19 protein-coding genes are annotated in these 16393 nt (G+C 70.6%); 8 read left to right on the top strand and 11 right to left on the bottom strand.

The window, feature by feature from the left end:
• The first annotated feature begins 25 nt into the window (after positions 1 to 25).
• On the top strand, positions 26 to 742 hold the full coding sequence (locus tag ACVNF4_RS05760) for an endonuclease/exonuclease/phosphatase family protein (protein ID WP_461801565.1): 717 nt from the start codon (positions 26 to 28) through the stop codon (positions 740 to 742).
• On the opposite strand, the gene ACVNF4_RS05755 is transcribed toward ACVNF4_RS05760, so the two are convergent.
• Positions 739 to 1320, bottom strand: a complete 582-nt coding sequence (locus ACVNF4_RS05755; RefSeq protein ID WP_461801564.1) for a hypothetical protein — start codon at positions 1318 to 1320, stop codon at positions 739 to 741. The genes ACVNF4_RS05760 and ACVNF4_RS05755 overlap by 4 nt on opposite strands.
• A complete protein-coding gene (locus ACVNF4_RS05750) occupies positions 1313 to 2098 on the bottom strand; it encodes an alpha/beta hydrolase (RefSeq protein ID WP_461801563.1) in 786 nt (261 codons plus the stop codon). The genes ACVNF4_RS05755 and ACVNF4_RS05750 overlap by 8 nt, the downstream gene beginning before the upstream one ends.
• A gap of 159 nt (positions 2099 to 2257) precedes the next feature.
• Between ACVNF4_RS05750 and ACVNF4_RS05745 the strand changes: the two genes are divergently transcribed.
• The 4 genes from ACVNF4_RS05745 to ACVNF4_RS05730 all read left to right on the top strand — a co-directional run bounded on the left by ACVNF4_RS05745 (position 2258) and on the right by ACVNF4_RS05730 (position 6095).
• Positions 2258 to 2995, top strand: coding sequence for a lysophospholipid acyltransferase family protein (locus ACVNF4_RS05745; protein WP_461801562.1), 738 nt, complete (start codon positions 2258 to 2260; stop codon positions 2993 to 2995).
• A 174-nt stretch (positions 2996 to 3169) separates the two neighbouring features.
• A complete protein-coding gene (gene macS / locus ACVNF4_RS05740; protein WP_461801561.1) occupies positions 3170 to 4351 on the top strand; it encodes a MacS family sensor histidine kinase in 1182 nt (393 codons plus the stop codon).
• A complete protein-coding gene (locus ACVNF4_RS05735) occupies positions 4348 to 5013 on the top strand; it encodes a response regulator (RefSeq protein WP_461801560.1) in 666 nt (221 codons plus the stop codon). The genes macS and ACVNF4_RS05735 overlap by 4 nt, the downstream gene beginning before the upstream one ends.
• Before the next feature lie 53 nt (positions 5014 to 5066).
• Positions 5067 to 6095 (top strand): 6-phosphofructokinase, encoded by a 1029-nt coding sequence (locus ACVNF4_RS05730; protein WP_461801559.1) that lies wholly within the window; start codon positions 5067 to 5069, stop codon positions 6093 to 6095.
• A 114-nt stretch (positions 6096 to 6209) separates the two neighbouring features.
• Here the strand turns inward: ACVNF4_RS05730 and ACVNF4_RS05725 are convergent, their stop codons facing one another.
• Positions 6210 to 8033, bottom strand: coding sequence for an anthranilate synthase family protein (locus tag ACVNF4_RS05725; RefSeq protein WP_461801558.1), 1824 nt, complete (start codon positions 8031 to 8033; stop codon positions 6210 to 6212).
• 86 nt (positions 8034 to 8119) lie between these two features.
• Positions 8120 to 8176, bottom strand: a complete 57-nt coding sequence (locus tag ACVNF4_RS05720) for a trp operon leader peptide (RefSeq protein WP_461801587.1) — start codon at positions 8174 to 8176, stop codon at positions 8120 to 8122.
• A 101-nt stretch (positions 8177 to 8277) separates the two neighbouring features.
• Between ACVNF4_RS05720 and ACVNF4_RS05715 the strand changes: the two genes are divergently transcribed.
• Both ACVNF4_RS05715 and ACVNF4_RS05710 read left to right on the top strand, forming a co-directional pair.
• The gene (locus tag ACVNF4_RS05715) at positions 8278 to 9633 is read left to right on the top strand and encodes a class II 3-deoxy-7-phosphoheptulonate synthase (RefSeq protein WP_461801557.1); all 1356 of its coding nucleotides are present in this window, start codon (positions 8278 to 8280) and stop codon (positions 9631 to 9633) included.
• A 141-nt stretch (positions 9634 to 9774) separates the two neighbouring features.
• Positions 9775 to 9996: a (2Fe-2S)-binding protein gene (locus ACVNF4_RS05710; protein ID WP_461801556.1), complete on the top strand. Its 222-nt coding sequence runs from the start codon at positions 9775 to 9777 to the stop codon at positions 9994 to 9996.
• Here the strand turns inward: ACVNF4_RS05710 and bfr are convergent.
• Positions 9993 to 10472, bottom strand: a complete 480-nt coding sequence (gene bfr, locus ACVNF4_RS05705) for a bacterioferritin (RefSeq protein WP_461801555.1) — start codon at positions 10470 to 10472, stop codon at positions 9993 to 9995. The genes ACVNF4_RS05710 and bfr overlap by 4 nt on opposite strands.
• A 161-nt stretch (positions 10473 to 10633) precedes the next feature.
• Here bfr and ACVNF4_RS05700 point away from each other — a divergent pair, with 161 nt between their 5' ends.
• Complete coding sequence (locus tag ACVNF4_RS05700; protein ID WP_461801554.1) at positions 10634 to 11266, top strand: sulfite oxidase-like oxidoreductase; 633 nt, start codon at positions 10634 to 10636, stop codon at positions 11264 to 11266.
• A 15-nt stretch (positions 11267 to 11281) separates the two neighbouring features.
• Here the strand turns inward: ACVNF4_RS05700 and ACVNF4_RS05695 are convergent, their stop codons facing one another.
• From ACVNF4_RS05695 to ACVNF4_RS05670, 6 genes are all read right to left on the bottom strand, one after another.
• Positions 11282 to 11758: a DUF4396 domain-containing protein gene (locus tag ACVNF4_RS05695; protein WP_461801553.1), complete on the bottom strand. Its 477-nt coding sequence runs from the start codon at positions 11756 to 11758 to the stop codon at positions 11282 to 11284.
• Between the two features lie 108 nt (positions 11759 to 11866).
• Positions 11867 to 12733 (bottom strand): deoxyribonuclease IV, encoded by an 867-nt coding sequence (locus ACVNF4_RS05690; protein ID WP_461801552.1) that lies wholly within the window; start codon positions 12731 to 12733, stop codon positions 11867 to 11869.
• Between the two features lie 59 nt (positions 12734 to 12792).
• Positions 12793 to 14706, bottom strand: a complete 1914-nt coding sequence (gene pknB, locus ACVNF4_RS05685) for a Stk1 family PASTA domain-containing Ser/Thr kinase (protein WP_461801551.1) — start codon at positions 14704 to 14706, stop codon at positions 12793 to 12795.
• A 124-nt stretch (positions 14707 to 14830) separates the two neighbouring features.
• Entirely contained in the window at positions 14831 to 15625 is a 795-nt protein-coding gene (locus ACVNF4_RS05680; protein ID WP_461801550.1) for a thiazole synthase, read from the bottom strand.
• 3 nt (positions 15626 to 15628) lie between these two features.
• Positions 15629 to 15829: a sulfur carrier protein ThiS gene (gene thiS / locus ACVNF4_RS05675; RefSeq protein WP_461801586.1), complete on the bottom strand. Its 201-nt coding sequence runs from the start codon at positions 15827 to 15829 to the stop codon at positions 15629 to 15631.
• Positions 15830 to 15858: 29 nt separating this feature from the next.
• Positions 15859 to 16393, bottom strand: a 535-nt coding sequence (locus ACVNF4_RS05670) for an FAD-dependent oxidoreductase (RefSeq protein WP_461801549.1), incomplete at its 5' end; no start/stop codon positions are given.

Below are 16393 nucleotides of genomic sequence, written 5' to 3'. Positions count from 1 at the left end.
TCCCCATTGGGCGTAAATTGACGCCATGCCGCTGCCCCCCACCATCCGCGTCCTCACCTACAACATCCGCTCCCTCCGAGACGACACCCCAGCCCTCGCCCGCATCATCAAGGCAGCCACCCCCGACCTCGTCCTCCTCCAGGAAGCCCCCCGCTTCTTCCGCTGGCGCAAGAAACTCGCCCGCCTGGCCAGAGCGGCAGACCTGGTGACCCTCACCGGCGGCGGCACAGCGGCCGGCCCGGCGATCCTCTGCTCCCTCCGCACGACAGTGGAACGCACCGAGGACGTCCTCCTCCCCCTCACCACCGGCAACCACAGACGCGGCTTCGCGACGGCGGTCGTCCGCATCGGCAACGCCCGCCTGGGCGTCCTCTCCACCCACCTCTCCCTGGACGAGGAGGAGCGCCACGACCAGACCGCCACCCTCCTGGACAGGCTCGCCGGTATGGGGGTGGACCACGCGATCGCCGGCGGCGACATCAACGAACCCCCGTCCGGCCGCTCCTTCACCCGCCTCGCGGAAACCCTCCAGGACACCTGGGCCACCGCCCCCTGGGGCACGGAACACACCTTCCCAGCGTCCGACCCGACCCGCAGGATCGACGCGATCTTCGCGACGAAGGGCATCGAGGTCCTGACCTCCGGCGTCCCCAAGGACTTCCCCGGCATCACCGAGAACGACCTGAGGGCGGCCACGGACCACCTCCCGGTCCTGGCCACCCTCAGAATCCCCGCGAACTAGACGACCGCTCCTCGCCCAGGATCGTCGTCCCCTTCTTCGTCCGTCCGCATCCGCATCACCAGCGTCGCGAACCCCCCGAGGAACCCGCCGATCCCGATCGTCGCGAGCCACCACGTCATGTCCCACCCGAGGAGCACGGCGAGCAGCAACAGCACCGGCCCCCCGACGACCCCGAGCCACGCGAACTTCGCGGTCGTGTCGGCCTCGGGGAGCGGCGGCGGCTCGGGGGGCACGAAGTGTCCTTCGTCGTCCTCCCCGAGGTCGTCCTCGCTCGGCTCGGCCGGCGAGTAGTCGCGGGGCCCGACGCCGGGCGCGAACGTCACGGAACCGCCGAGCGGCTTGTCGGACGACGGCTCGGCGGGCTTCTCGGAAGCTGGAGTCTCCGGCGCGTCGTCATTGGTCTGCGCTTCGAGCAGCGCGAGATCCTCCACCGACTTGAACGGCTTGGCGCCCGGCGGATCCTTGGGCTCGTCCCCGTACCCGGCGACGATGGCGGCCCAGGCCGCCTCCTCGTCGAACGGGACGCTCTGCTCCTCCGGCTCCGCGTTGTCCTCGCGGTCGGAGTCGTGCTCAGCCACCTGCCGTCGTCCCTTCTTCGGCGACACCCCTGTCAGCTGCGAGCCGGTCGATGAACGCGATGCTCTCCTCGACGACACGGTCCGCGTCGTGGTCCAACGTCGCGACGTGGTAGCTCTGTTCCAACACGACCTCGCGTACGTCCAACGACGAGATCCGGCTCAGGATCCGCGCGGAGTCCGCCGACGGGACCACATGGTCCTGCGCGGACCGCAGGAGCAGCACCGGCTGCGTCACCCGGGGCAGCTCGCCGTCGAGCGTGCGCAGCGCGCCGCGCAGGGAGTGGGCGCAGTGCAGCGGGACCCGGTCGTACCCGACCTCTTCGACGCCCTCCTTCGCGATGTCGCTGGCGATGCCCGGCGTCGTCCGGATGAGGTGGCGGGCCACCGGAAGGGCGTACGCGGCGAGGCCGTGCACCTTGTTCGCCGGATTGACGACCACCACACCGGCGATCTCCGCGCCGTGCTTCGCGGCGAGGCGCAGGGCGAGGGCGCCGCCCATGGAGAGACCGGCGACGAAGACCGTCGTACACCGCTCGCGCAGGGTGCGCAGCTCGCGGTCCAGCTCGGCGTACCAGTCGGGCCAGCCGGTGAGCGCCATGTCCTGCCAGCGGGTGCCGTGGCCCGGCAGGAGCGGCAGTGAGACCGTCAGGCCGTGGGCCGCGAGGCGTTCGGCCCAGGGGCGCAGCGACTGGGGGGAACCGGTGAAGCCGTGGCAGAGCAGGACGCCGACCTCTCCGCCCTCGTGGCGGAACGGCTCTGCTCCAGGAAGGACCGGCACATCGGTCTCCTGTCTCTTACGGAGGGTCTTCTACAGAAGGTCTTCTACGTGGGACGTGTGGTTCACCGTACGCGACCGCACTGACACCGACCAGGCCCGTCGGCGGGTTCCGGCGTCCTCCGGGTTAAGGTCTGTTCGACACAAACAGGAGGCACTCGGTTGTTGTACGGCGCGATGAAGGTCGCTATCGGGGGACCGCTCAAGGTCACCTTCCGACCCTGGGTGGAGGGTCTGGAGAACATCCCCGCCGACGGGCCCGCGATCCTGGCGAGCAACCACCTCTCCTTCTCCGACTCGTTCTTCCTGCCCGCTGTCCTCGACCGCAAGGTGACGTTCATCGCCAAGGCCGAGTACTTCACCACCCCGGGCGTGAAGGGCCGGCTGACCGCCGCGTTCTTCAAGGGCGTCGGCCAGCTCCCCGTGGACCGCTCCGGTGCGCGCGGCGCAGGTGAGGCGGCGATCAAGAGCGGGATCGAGGTGCTGGAGCGCGGCGAGCTGTTCGGGATCTACCCGGAGGGCACCCGCTCGCCCGACGGCCGCCTCTACCGGGGCAAGCCCGGCGGCCTGGCCCGCGTCGCCCTCGCGACCGGCGCTCCCGTCATCCCCGTCGCGATGATCGACACGGAGAAGATCCAGCCGCCCGGCCAGGTCGTCCCCAAGCTGATGCGGCCCGGCATCCGCATCGGCAAGCCCCTCGACTTCAGCCGCTACGAGGGCATGGACCAGGACCGCTTCGTCCTGCGCGCCCTCACCGACGAAGTCATGTACGAGATCATGAAGCTCTCCGGCCAGGAGTACGTCGACATCTACGCCACGGCCGCCAAGCGCCAGCTCACCGAGGCCGCCAAGGCGGAGAAGGCGGCACTGGCACAGGCCAAGAAGGAGAAGGCCGAATAAGGTCGCGGTAGGACTTCGGGGGTGGGGGACGTGCCCAGACGGGAACGCGAGGGAGCCGGAGGGCGTGCCGGTGTCGAGGGGCCGGGCGCGCGGAGGCCCGAAGGGCTGAGCACGGTCGGGTCCTCGACACCGGCTGAGGCGCCCGGAGGCGAGCGAGCCAAAAAATGGGGCGTCATGCGCATGTCGGTCGAGCAGCCGCTCTGGCGTGCGCTGACCGGCTACCGCGTGCTGACGATGCTGTACGCGGTCGGCCTGTTCGTCAGTAATTACAGCGACTACGACCGGCCCGAGATCGCGTACGTCTACTTCCCCCTGCTGTGCATATGGACGCTCGCCACCCTCCCCAGGGTCGCGAGCGCCGCCAACTGCACGAAACGCTTCCTCACCGCCGACCTCACCATCGCCGTCGCCGGCATCCTCCTCACCCCCCTCGCCGTCACCGACGAGACCATCAACTCCGGCGGCCCCACGCTCCCCTCGATATGGACGGCCGGTTCCGTCCTGGCGTTCGCCATCAAGGGCGGCTGGCGCTGGGCCGCCTTCGCCTCGACGCCCGTCGCGGTCGCCAACCTCGTCGAGCGCGGCACCCCGGCCCACGACACCGTCCACAACGTGATCCTCGTCTGGGTCGCCTCCATCGCCATCGGGTACGTCGTCGAGGTCGCCCGCGCCTCCGAGCGGACCCTCGCCCGCGCCCTGGAGATCGAGGCCGCGACCCGCGAACGCGAGCGGCTCGCCCGGGACATCCACGACAGCGTCCTCCAGGTGCTGGCCATGGTGCAGCGCCGGGGCGCCGTCATCGGCGGGGAGGCCGCCGAGCTGGGACGGATGGCCGGCGAGCAGGAAGTGGCGCTCAGGACACTCGTCTCCGGCGGCCTCACCCGGATCTCCCGGGTCTCGGAGGACCTCGCGGACGGCGCCGTCGTCCGCGAGGTCGACGAGGATCCGGACGACGACGGCCCCGTCGACCTGCGGACCCTCCTCGCCCCCTACGCCGCAGCCCGCGTCAGCCTCGCCGAACCCGGCGCACCGGTCGTCCTGCCCCCGGCCGCCGCCCGCGAACTGGCCGCCGCCGTCGTCGCCGCCCTGGACAACGTGCGCCGGCACGCCGGTGAGGGCGCGCAGGCGTGGATCCTCGTGGAGGACGAGCCGGACGAGGTGATCGTCACGGTCCGGGACGACGGTCCCGGCATCCCCGAGGGACGGCTCGCGCAGGCCGAGGGGGAGGGGCGGCTCGGGGTCGCCCAGTCCATCCGGGGCCGGCTGCGCGACCTCGGCGGACGCGCCGACCTGATCTCGACGCCCGGACAGGGCACCGAAGTGGAACTGACCGTGCCCAAGAAGGGGAGCCGATGAGCATCAAGGTCATGGTGGTCGACGACCACCCCATGTGGCGCGACGCGGTCGCCCGGGACCTCGCCGAGAACGGTTTCGACGTCGTCGCCACCGCAGGGGACGGCGAACAGGCGGTCCGGCGCGCGAAGGCCGCCGTCCCCGACGTCATCGTCCTCGACCTCAACCTTCCGGCGAAGCCCGGCGTCCAGGTGTGCAAGGAGGTCGTCGCCGCGAACCCCGCGCTGCGGGTGCTCGTGCTGTCGGCGAGCGGGGAGCACGCGGACGTGCTGGAGGCCGTGAAGTCGGGGGCGACGGGGTACCTGCTGAAGTCGGCGTCCACGGAAGAGCTGCTGGACGCGGTGCGGCGGACGGCCGTCGGGGACCCGGTGTTCACGCCGGGGCTCGCCGGGCTCGTCCTCGGCGAGTACCGCCGGCTCGCCTCCGACCCGGCGCCGTCCTCCGCCGGCGGCGACCAGCCCGACGCGCCCCGGCTCACCGACCGGGAGACGGAGGTGCTGCGGCTCGTCGCGAAGGGGCTCAGCTACAAGCAGATAGCCGAACGCCTCGTCATATCCCACCGCACGGTCCAGAACCACGTCCAGAACACCCTCGGCAAGCTCCAGCTCCACAACCGGGTCGAGCTCGTCCGGTACGCCATCGAGCGGGGTCTCGACGACGAGTGAACCGCGCGCAAGACTGACACTCCGTCAGAACCGTGCGACGAAGGGACTCGTCCATGCGTGTCGGAGTACTGACCGGAGGCGGCGACTGCCCCGGCCTCAACGCCGTGATCCGCGCGATCGTCCGCAAAGGCGTCCAGGAGTACGGCCATGAGTTCACCGGCTTCCGCGACGGCTGGCGCGGCCCGATGGAGGGCCGCTCGATCCCCCTCGACATCCCCGCCGTCCGCGGCATCCTCCCCCGAGGCGGCACCATCCTCGGCTCCTCCCGCACGAACCCCTACCGGGAGGACGAAGGCGTCGACCGCATCAAGACGATGCTGGACCGCCAAGGCGTCGACGCCCTGATCGTCATCGGCGGCGAGGACACCCTCGGCGTCGCCGCCCGCCTCTCCACCGAGGAGGGCATCCCCTGCGTCGGCGTCCCCAAGACCATCGACAACGACCTCTCCGCCACGGACTACACCTTCGGCTTCGACACCGCCGTCGGCATAGCCACCGAGGCCATCGACCGCCTCCACACCACCGCCGAGTCCCACATGCGGGTCCTGGTCGTCGAGGTCATGGGCCGCCACGCTGGCTGGATCGCCCTGCACTCGGGGTTGGCGGGCGGCGCCAACGCCATCCTCATCCCGGAACAGCGCTTCGACGTCGACCAGGTGTGCGCCTGGGTGACATCCCGCTTCCGCGCCTCCTACGCCCCGATCGTGGTCGTCGCGGAAGGGGCCATGCCGAAAGACGGCGACCTGGTCCTCAAGGACGAGTCCCTGGACTCCTTCGGGCACGTCCGGCTGTCGGGAGTCGGCGAATGGCTGGCCAAACAGATCGAGAAACGCACGGGGAACGAGGCCCGCACGACGGTCCTGGGCCATGTGCAGCGGGGCGGCACCCCCAGCGCCTTCGACCGCTGGCTCGCCACCCGCTTCGGCCTCCACGCGATCGACGCGGTCCATGAGGGCGACCACGGGGTGATGGTCGCGCTCAGGGGGACCGACATCGTGCGGGTGCCGCTGGCGGCGGCGACGGAGAGGCTGAAGACGGTGGACCCGGCCCTGTACAAGGAGGTAGGGGTCTTCTTCGGTTAGACGGCGGCGAGCGGGCGGGCGAGCAGCGAGTCTTTCAGGGGCGCGGGGCTGTGTTGAATTTGCGGCTACCGCCGCGTGGGCGCGACCAACTACGGCGAACCCGCACCCGACCGACTACCTCACAGGCCGCAGCACCTCCATCAACTCCCGCACAATCCCCACCCCGTTCAACGTCAACACCGACTCCGGATGGAACTGCACCCCGGCGAAACCCGCCCCGCGCACCGCATGCACCTCCCCGTTCTCAGCCCGGCTCACCTCGACCTCGTCCGACACCTCACCTCGCGCCACGAAGCTGTTGTAGAACCCCACGGTCTCCCGCCGCCCGAACAGCTCGATCTCCGTCTGAGCCCCCTGATACGGCACCTCCTTCCGCACGATCTCCATCCCCAACTCCGCGGCGATCAGCTCGTGCCCGAGGCACACCCCCAGCACCCCGTACCGATGCCCGCGCAGCAACTCGGCCGTCAGCTCCCGCAGGAACCGCATCTTGGGATCACCGAGGTCGGAGGGGTCACCGGGCCCGGGGCCGAGGACAACCGGCCCCGGGTGCGCGAGGACGGCCTCGCGGAGCCCGGGTTCGTCGTAGCGACGCACGCTCACCTCGACCCCGCCCGTGCGGAGCACATGCGCGAGCATCGAGGTGAACGTGTCCTCCCCGTCGACGATCAGGGCATCTCCGGCGGCCGTCGCCGAAGGCACCTGCATGCGCAGCCAGAACGGCGCCAAAGACGCCCGGCGTCCGTCGAGCGCCGCCCGTACCCGGGGATCGTCGGCCAGTCGCGGCAGCCCCCGCTCGGCACGCGGCCGGGACGGCCGTACCCCCAGCGCGGCCAGCACCCCCGCCGCCTTCGCGTGCGTCTCCGCGACCTCGCTCGCCGGGTCGGACCCCCGGACGAGGGTCGCGCCGACGGAGACGCGGAGGTGACCGGCGGCCGAGATGTCGGCGGTACGGATCAGGATCGGCGAGTCGAGGGTCTGCGCGCCCCCGGCGTCCCGCCCGAGCAGCGCCAACGCGCCCGCGTAGTACCCGCGCCCCCCGGACTCGTGCCGCTCGATGACCCGGCACGCGTTCTGGACGGGCGAGCCGGTGACGGTCGCCGCGAACATGGTCTCTTTGAGGACCTCACGGACGTCCAGCGAGGACTTCCCCCGCAACTCGTACTCGGTGTGCGCGAGATGGGCCATCTCCTTCAGCCGGGGCCCGATCACCACCCCGCCCATGTCGCCGACCGTGCACATCATCTTGAGCTCCTCGTCGACGACCATCGACAGCTCCTCGATCTCCTTGCCGTCCGCGAGGAACCCGAGCAGATGCTCCACCGACGGCCCCTCGGCCGGGTACCGGTACGTCCCGCTGATCGGGTTCATGACGACGGTCCCGCCGGACATCCGGACATGCACCTCCGGCGACGCGCCGACCAGCGTCCGCTCCCCGGTGTGCACGACGAACGTCCAGTACGCACCCCGCTCCCCTTCGAGGAGCCGCCGGAACAGGGCGAGGGCGTCCGCGCGGGAGAACCCCTCGATCTCCCCCTCGTACGTCCGCCGGATCACGAAGTTCGCCCCCTCGCCGCTGCCGATCTCGTCCCGCAGGACACGGCCGACGATCTCGCCGTACTCCTCGTCGCCGACGTCGAAGCGGCCGTCGGTCACCCGGACGTCGTGCGCGGGGAGCTGCGCGAGGGCCTCGTCGAGGGTGAGGGTGCGGGTCTCCTCCGGGACGAGGACGGTGAGCGGGGTGCCGTCGTCGCGTACGTCGAAGCCGCGCTCGCGGATCTGGCGGAACGGGATCAGGGCGAGGCCCTCGCCGGGGAGGTCGGCGAGGCGGTCGCAGGTGTGGGTGGGGCCGATGAGCAGCTCGACGGTGTGCTCGTCGTGGCCCGGCGTGCGGCGGCGCAGGAGCGCGAAGGGGCGGGAGTCGGTCAGGAGGTCCATGAAGTGCTCTCAGTGCTGAGGAGAGACGGACCCCTGGGAAACACGAAGGCCGCCTCTCGGGGCGGCCTGTGGGATGTACGCGCAGATCAGCGGGCCGCCGGGGGAGCGGTCCACCACCAGTTCAGGTTGGAGTGCGCGAACATGTGGCGCACCCTACCGCACCGGAGGGCGCGTTTTGTTTCTCCGGCGTCTCACCTTTCGAGCCGGGCGAAAATCGGTCGACATGACCCCGTAGGGTGACCCTGTGACCGTGAACGCTGATTCCCAAGCCGTCGCCGCGCTGGCGACCTGGCGTGACCTGCCCGCGGCGCAGCAGCCCGAGTACCCCGACACCGAGGCGCTGCGCAAGGTGATCGCGGAACTGGAGTCGTATCCGCCGCTCGTCTTCGCGGGCGAGTGCGACCAGCTGCGCAGCCGGCTGGCCGCCGTCGCCAAGGGGGAGGCGTTCCTTCTCCAGGGCGGCGACTGCGCCGAGGCGTTCGACGCGGTCGGCGCCGAGCAGATCCGCGCCAAGCTGAAGACGCTGCTCCAGATGGGCGCCGTGCTGACGTACGCCGCCTCGGTGCCGGTCGTGAAGGTCGGCCGCATCGCCGGCCAGTACTCCAAGCCGCGCTCCAAGCCCACCGAGACCCGCGACGGCGTGACCCTGCCGACGTACCGGGGCGACTCGGTGAACGGCTTCGACTTCACCGAAGAGGCCCGGATCCCGGACCCCGAGCGGCTGAAGCGGATGTACAACGCCTCCGCGTCCACGCTGAACCTGGTCCGCGCCTTCACCACCGGCGGCTACGCCGACCTGCGTCAGGTGCACGCCTGGAACCAGGACTTCGTGAAGTCCTCGCCGTCCGGCCAGCGCTACGAGCAGCTCGCGCGCGAGATCGACAACGCGCTGAACTTCATGCGGGCCTGCGGCACCGACCCGGCCGAGTTCCAGACGGTCGAGTTCTACTCGTCCCACGAGGCGCTGCTCATGGACTACGAGTCGGCGCTGACCCGCGTCGACTCCCGCACGGGCAAGCTGTACGACGTCTCCGCGCACATGGTGTGGATCGGCGAGCGCACGCGTCAGCTGGACCACGCGCACATCGAGTTCGCGTCCAAGATCCGCAACCCCGTCGGCATCAAGCTCGGCCCGACGACCACGGCGGAGGAGGCGCTCCAGTACGTCGAGCGCCTCGACCCCGACCGGGAGCCCGGCCGGCTGACGTTCGTCGTCCGCATGGGCGCCGACAAGGTCCGCGACAAGCTTCCCGAGCTGGTCGAGAAGGTCACCGCGTCCGGCGCGGTGGTCGCCTGGGTGACGGACCCGATGCACGGCAACACGTTCGAGGCGGCCTCCGGCCACAAGACCCGCCGCTTCGACGACGTCCTCGACGAGGTCAAGGGCTTCTTCGAGGTCCACAAGGGCCTCGGCACCCACCCCGGCGGCATCCACGTCGAGCTGACCGGTGACGACGTCACGGAGTGCGTGGGCGGCGGCGACGAGATCTTCGTCGATGACCTGCACCAGCGCTACGAGACGGCCTGCGACCCGCGGCTCAACCGCAGCCAGTCGCTGGACCTGGCGTTCCTGGTGGCGGAGATGTACCGCGACCAGTAGGTCTTGAGTGCATGAGTTGGGGCGCGGATCACATGAGATCCGCGCCCCTTCGCACTTTTACGCCACCGAGGCGGCGGGTAAGGTTAGGTTCACCTAATCGTGCTTGGCGTGTTTGGCGTTCTTGGTGGGAGGTGAATCCGCGTGTTCGTGTGCAGCTGCTTCGGAGTGACCGAGGCGCAAGTCCTGCGGCACGCGGAGGACGGCGCCTGCACGCCTCGCCAGATAGCCTCCGCCTGCAAGGCCGGCACGGACTGCGGTTCCTGCGTCCGGCGTATCCAGGCGATTCTCGGCCGGGGGGCCTGCAAGACGGCGGTGACCCGACTGGAGTCGGTGGAGCCTGCCTCCCTGGAAGAAGCCGCCTAGCTCTCTGGCTGTTCGATCAGCTGCGCGAGGTACAGGGCCTCGCCGAGCTTGTCGAGGAGTTCGAGCTGGGTGTCGAGGTAGTCGATGTGGTGCTCCTCGTCCTCCAGGATCGACTCGAAGATGTTCGCCGAGGTGATGTCGCCCTTCTCGCGCATCACCTTGATGCCGCGCTTCAGGCGGTCGATCGCCTCGACTTCGATCATCCGGTCCGCCTCGAACATCTCCTTGACGGTCTGCCCGATCCGGACGTGGAACAGCCGCTGGTAGTTCGGCAGGCCCTCCAGGAAGAGGATCCGGTCGGTCAGCACCTCGGCGTGCTTCATCTCGTCGAACGACTCGTGCCGGGTGTACTTCGCGAGCTTCGTCCAGCCGAAGTTCTCCTGCATCTTCGCGTGCAGGAAGTACTGGTTGATGGCCGTCAGCTCACCCGTGAGCTGCTCGTTGAGGAATTCGATGACTTCCGGGTCGCCCTGCATCGCCAAGGCTCCTTCCGTACGGGATCTGTGGGGAGGTTGCGGCAGATGATGGCACCGGCACGGAAGATCGTCCAGTAAGTGGTGGCTTAGTAAGTAAGGGCATGCTTAGTTCTGATTGACCCGATTTTCGGGTTCGTCTGCACGTCTGTCAGGATGGGGGCATGGGTCGTCCGGTGGAGCGGGAATCAGGAGAGAACAGACCGTCCGAGCTTCCACCGGGGCAGCGACTCCAGCGAGGCTGGCCGGTCACGCACTACGGTCCCGTCCCCAAGTTCCGCCCCGAGCGCTGGGACTTCCGCGTCTTCGGCGCCACCGCCGACGGTGAGAAACACAGCTGGACCCACGAGGAGTTCGCCGCCCTCCCGTACGCCACCGTCGTCGCCGACCTGCACTGCGTCACCAAATTCAGCATGCTCGGCGCGGAGTGGGGCGGAGTCCCGGCGAGCGCGGTCCTCTCCGCCGCCCCGCCCGCCCCCGACGTCACCCACGTCATGGTCTGGGCCGAATACGGCTACAGCGCCAACCTCCGCCTCACCGACTTCACCGACCCCCACGCCCTCTTCGCCAGCCACAAGGACGGCGAACTCCTCACCGCCGAACACGGCTTCCCCCTACGCCTCGTCGTCCCCCATCTGTACGCCTGGAAAGGGCCCAAATGGGTGCGGGGCATCGAGTACATGACCGCCGACCGGCGGGGGTTCTGGGAGGAGCGGGGGTATCACAACATCGGCGACCCGTGGCGGGAGCAGCGGTACTCGTATCAGGAGGGGCCGGGGGAGGGGCCGGAGCTGTAGCGGGGGCTCGGCGGTTCAGTGGTGGTGCTGGTGGACGACGGCGTGCCCCTTGCCCCGGCCGATCATCCACTTGTTCACCGGGACGGTGACGACGAAGGCGAGCGCCAAGGAGATTGCGAGTGAGGTCCAGAAGAGGGCGTCCGCGAGCTCCGCGTCCATCGCGTCCGGCCACAGGGCGATGACCCCGTTGTCGATCAGCTCCATCACCGCGATCGACAGGGTGTCCGCCGCGAGCGCCACCCGGACGGCCGCCTTGAGGCCGAGGCCGCTCCTGAGGACGCCCCTCAGGGTGAGCGAGTAGCCGAAGAAGAACGCGAGGGCGATCGCGAGGAACGTGGTCGCCAGGTTTCCCCAGCCGGCCGCCGTGCCGATGATCATCCCCAGGACTTCGCCGATGGCGCACCCGGTGAGGCAGTGCAGGGTCGCCTGGACGGCCATGGCCCAGGTGGCCGCCGGGGTGGGGCGGTGGTGTGCGTGCGCCTCGTGCTGCATGGGGACTCCCGAGGTCGGGGCGGGCTTGCGGGCTTGTGGCTTGCCTCGGGCAGGAACGCTATACCCCTAGGGGGTATTCCCCAAGGGGTCGGCCGTCCCGGAGTCTGTTCACCCGTCCCGGAGCCGCTTCAGCCGCTCCACGTCCGCCGCGTGTCCCTCCTTGCCGCCGGGGGTCTCGATGATCAGGGGGACGTTCTTTGTCGCGGGGTGGGTCATGAGGGCGCGGAAAGGGTCCTCGCCGATGTGGCCGGAGCCGATGTTCTCGTGGCGGTCCTTGTGCGCGCCGACGACGTCCTTCGAGTCGTTGGCGTGGATCAGCTTGAGGCGGCCCTCGCCGACCGTGTCGACCAGCAGGTCGAGGGTCTGGTGCATGCCGGTCGGGCCGGTGAGGTCGTGGCCGGCCGCGAAGATGTGGCAGGTGTCCAGGCAGACGCCGAGCTTCGGATGCGCGTCCAGGGCGTCGAAGTAGGGGCCGAAGTCCCAGGTTCGCGAGCACAGTGACGAACCCTGCCCGGCCGTCGACTCCAGCAGGAGGAACGGATCGTCGTCGTGCGTCAGCTCGTCCAGCAACGGCAGCAGATGCTCCCTGACCTGCTTCAGCGCGACATCCCGAGGCCGCCCCCCGGTCGCGCTCCCGGTGTGGACGACCACCCCGAGCGCCCCGATCTCCCGCCCCCGGCGCAGCGAATGCCGCATCGACTCGACCGACTTCTCGACGGTGGCCTCCGTGTGCGACCCGAAGTTGATCAGGTAAGGCGCATGCACATACGCCGGCACCTTCCGCTCCGCGCACCCTTCCCGGAACGCCTCGTCCTGCGCCGGATTCCCCACCGGCGTCGCCCACCCCCGCGGGTTCGCCACGAAGACCTGCACGGTCTCCGCCTTCAGCTCCTGGGCGTACGACAGCCCCACGGAGTGCAGACCACCGGCCACGGGGACGTGGCCGCCTACGGGGTTACGGGAAGGGAAGTTCACAGGTCCAGGGTGTCACGGGGGAGCGAAGGGACCTGACGGTCCCCGATGTGCTTCCGACCTCACCGGATCGTGATCGTGATGGTCGACCCCTTCGGAGCGGTGTCCCCGGCGGAGACGGACTGCTTCTTGACCGTGTCCCCGAAGAGCCCGAGGATGCCGCGGTCCTCCTTGACCTTGAAGCCGGACTGTTCGAGGAGGGACGTGGCGTCGTCGACGCTGGAGTCCACCACGTTCGGGACCTCGACCATCTCGGGCCCCTTGGAGAGGGTCAGGGTGACGGTGTCCCCGGCGGCGGCCTCGGCGCCGTCGGTGGGGGACTGCTCGGCGACCTTGCCCTTCTCCAGGTCGGAGTTGACCTGGACCGAGGAGACGGCGACCTTCAGACCGGCCTCCTTCAGGGCCGTCGTCGCCTCGTCGAGGTCCTTGCCGGTGACGTCGGGGACGTCGATCGCCGCGCCCTTGCTGATGACTAGGGCGACGGCGGAACCGGCACGCCGGGAGGTGCCGACGGCAGGGACCGTCCGGATGACGGAACCGGGGACGACGGAGTCGTCGAACTCGCGGGTGACGAGGCCGGTTCCGAGGCCGGCGGAGGCGAGCTGCTCGGTGGCCTGGCCCTGGGGGAGGCCCGTGACGGGCGGGACGCGGACGGTCTCGGGGCCGTCCGAGACGGTCAGCGTGACCGAGTTGTTCTTGCGGATACGGGCGCCCGGCGCGGGATCCGTGCTGATGACGGTCCCGCGCTTCACCGTGTCGCTGAAGGCGTGCTTCACCGAGCCGACGGCGAGCCCGGCGTCGTCCAGCCGCTCCTTGGCGACCGCCTCCGGCTTCGTGAGGACCGCCGGGACGTGCGTGAACTGACCGGAGTTGATGTACCAGACGCCGGTCCCGACCCCCAGCACCAGCAGCACACCGGCGACGAGAGCCACCACACCCCGCCGCCGCTGCACCGGACTTCGCCGGGGCGGTGGAGGGGGCGCCTCGAAGCGGGACGTGTGCTGGACGTCGTCCTCGTTCACCGGCAGCGGACGGGGCACCGTCAGCGCCCGGGGGATGACGCTGGTGCGGTCCCCGGCGATGTCGTGCTCCGACGCCGTCGACTGCGGCGGCAACGCGTCGAGCTGCTCCTCGCTGAGCGCCGCGCGGGCGGTGCGGACGAGGCCCAGCAGCTCCACCGCGTCGTTCGGCCGGACGTCCGGCGTGCGGGCCGTCGCCGACGCGACCAGCTCGTCCAGCTCGAAGGGGAGGCCCGGGACGACCGCCGACGGGGGCGGCACGTCCTCGTGGAGGTGCTTGTAGAGGACGACCGCCGGAGTCTCCCCCTCGTGCGGCTGACCGCCCGCCAGCATCTCGTACAGCACGACCCCGCACGCGTACACGTCCACGCGTGCGTCCGCCGTCCCGCCCTCCGCCTGCTCGGGCGCGAGATACGCGACCGTCCCGAGGACGCTGCCGTCGCTCTCCGTGACCGTGCCCACGGACCGCACCAGGCCGAAGTCGGCGACCTTGACCCGGCCGTCGTCCCCTATCAGCACGTTCTCCGGCTTCATGTCCCGGTGCACGAACCCCGCGCGGTGCGCGGCCCCCAGCGCGGCGAGCACCGGTTCGAGGATGTCCAGCGCAGCCCTCGGCTGGAGCGCGCCCCGCTCCCGCAGCACGTCCCGCAGGGTGCACCCGGCGATGTACTCCATCGCCAGGTACACGTACGGCCCGTCGGCCCCCTGGTCGAAGACCTGCACCACGTTCGGGTGCGCCAGCCGCGCGACCGACTTCGCCTCCCGGATGAACCGGTCCACGAACACCGCGTCCGCCGCCAGCGCGGGATGCATCACCTTCACGGCCAGCACGCGGTCCAGCCGCATGTCCACGGCCCGGTAGACCGTGGCCATCCCGCCCACCGCGATCCGCGCGTCGACGCGATAACGGCCGTCGAGCACCTGCCCGACGAGAGGGTCCTGAAGGGTCGTATCCACGCCGCCGAGTCTACGAGCCCGCACTGACAGCCCTGTCCTTGGCGGCCGGATGGGAACGGGGTTGTGACGTGCGGAGGCGCGGATTCCAGGAGGGACGCGTGCCGCCAGTGGCGGGGATCACGCCTCAGAACGCCGGCCGCTCCGGGTCGAACGCGGCCAGCCCCTCCGCCGGGGACGACGCCTGCGCGAAGTACCGGCGGGGGATGCGCCCCGCGAGCCGGGCCAGCCGCCCCGCGTCGACCGCGTACCGCATCGCCGACGCCATCCGCTCGGGATCCTGCGCCCGCGTCACTGCCGACGCGAGCATCACCCCCGCGCACCCCAGCTCCATCGCGAACGCCGCGTCGGACGCCGTCCCGGCGCCCGCGTCCAGGATCACCGGCACGCGCGCGTGCTCGACGATCAGCTGGAAGTTGTGCGGGTTGCGGATCCCGAGCCCCGACCCGATCGGCGACCCGAGCGGCATCACCGCCGCACAGCCCACGTCCTCCAGCTTCCGCGCGAGCACCGGGTCGTCGTTGGTGTACGGCAGGACGGTGAACCCGTCGTCCACCAGCGTCTCGGCCGCGTCCAGCAGCTCCACCGGGTCCGGCAGGAGGGTCCGCTCGTCGGCGATCACCTCCAGTTTCACCAGGGACGTACCGAGCGCCTCGCGCGCGAGACGGGCGGTCAGGACGGCCTCCCCGGCGGTGAAACAGCCGGCCGTGTTGGGCAGCACCTGAATGCCGAGCCGGTCGAGAACGGACAGAACCGATCCCTGGACGGACGGGTTCACGCGCCGCATCGCGACCGTCGTCAGCTCCGTCCCGGACGCCACCAGCGCCCGCTCCATGACGTCCAGGCTCGGCGCCCCGCCGGTCCCCATGATCAGCCGCGACGAGAACGCCGCACCACCCAGCAGAAACGGATCGTCAGCCACGGTTCAGCCTCCCTGCACGGCGGTCAGGACTTCCACCCGATCGCCCTCCGCGAGAGCGGTGGTGGCCCACCGCGCGCGCGGGACGACGGTTTCGTTCAGCGCGGCGGCGACCCCGGACGGCGCCGGGGCGAGCGCCCGCACGACGCGCTCCAGCACCGTCCCGGCGTCGAACTCCCGCACCTCCCCGTTGACCGAGATGCTCATACGACCGGTCGGGGTGTTCGTCGGGACGTTCATACGGCGGACTCCAGGAGGGAGGCGGCACCGAAGCGCCGGGGCGTGAAGGGACGGGCCTCCTCGGGCAGCTCACCGGAGGTCAGCGCGTGCGCGAGCGCGTCCCCGGTGACCGGCGTCAGCAGGACCCCGTTGCGGTAGTGCCCCGTCGCGAGCAGCAGACCCGGCAGAGCGGTCGGCCCGAGGAGCGGCGCGTTGTCCGGTGACCCGGGGCGCAGCCCCGCGCGGGTCTCGGTGAGCGGCAGTTCGGTGATCCCGGGGACCAGCTCGTGCGCGTCCCGCAGCAGCTCGTACACGCCCCCGGCGGTGACGGCCGTGTCCCACCCCTGCTCCTCGCTGGTCGCCCCCACGACCAGCTCCCCGCTCGCGCGCGGCACCAGATACACCTGGCTCCCGCGCACCACGGCCCGCACGGTACGGCTCAGGAACGGCGCGTACGCCGCCGGCACGGTCAGCCGCAGCACCTGCCCCTTCACGGGCCGCACCGGCGGCCGGACGGCGTCCGGGACCCCCGCGAGCCGCCCGCTGAGACTC

This window comes from Streptomyces sp. S6 (assembly GCF_054880855.1).
The sequence above is the reverse complement of the archived record's forward strand: the minus strand, read 5'-3'. Positions and strand labels throughout refer to the sequence as shown.

Coding starts and splice junctions, on each gene's coding strand:
- ACVNF4_RS05735 (WP_461801560.1), top strand. CDS start 4,348: ATGAGCATCAAGGTCATGGTGGTCGACGACCACCCCATGTGGCGCGAC.
- ACVNF4_RS05695 (WP_461801553.1), bottom strand. CDS start 11,758: ATGCAGCACGAGGCGCACGCACACCACCGCCCCACCCCGGCGGCCACC.
- macS (WP_461801561.1), top strand. CDS start 3,170: ATGCGCATGTCGGTCGAGCAGCCGCTCTGGCGTGCGCTGACCGGCTAC.
- ACVNF4_RS05700 (WP_461801554.1), top strand. CDS start 10,634: ATGGGTCGTCCGGTGGAGCGGGAATCAGGAGAGAACAGACCGTCCGAG.
- ACVNF4_RS05730 (WP_461801559.1), top strand. CDS start 5,067: ATGCGTGTCGGAGTACTGACCGGAGGCGGCGACTGCCCCGGCCTCAAC.
- ACVNF4_RS05725 (WP_461801558.1), bottom strand. CDS start 8,033: ATGGACCTCCTGACCGACTCCCGCCCCTTCGCGCTCCTGCGCCGCCGC.
- ACVNF4_RS05760 (WP_461801565.1), top strand. CDS start 26: ATGCCGCTGCCCCCCACCATCCGCGTCCTCACCTACAACATCCGCTCC.
- thiS (WP_461801586.1), bottom strand. CDS start 15,829: ATGAGCATCTCGGTCAACGGGGAGGTGCGGGAGTTCGACGCCGGGACG.
- bfr (WP_461801555.1), bottom strand. CDS start 10,472: ATGCAGGGCGACCCGGAAGTCATCGAATTCCTCAACGAGCAGCTCACG.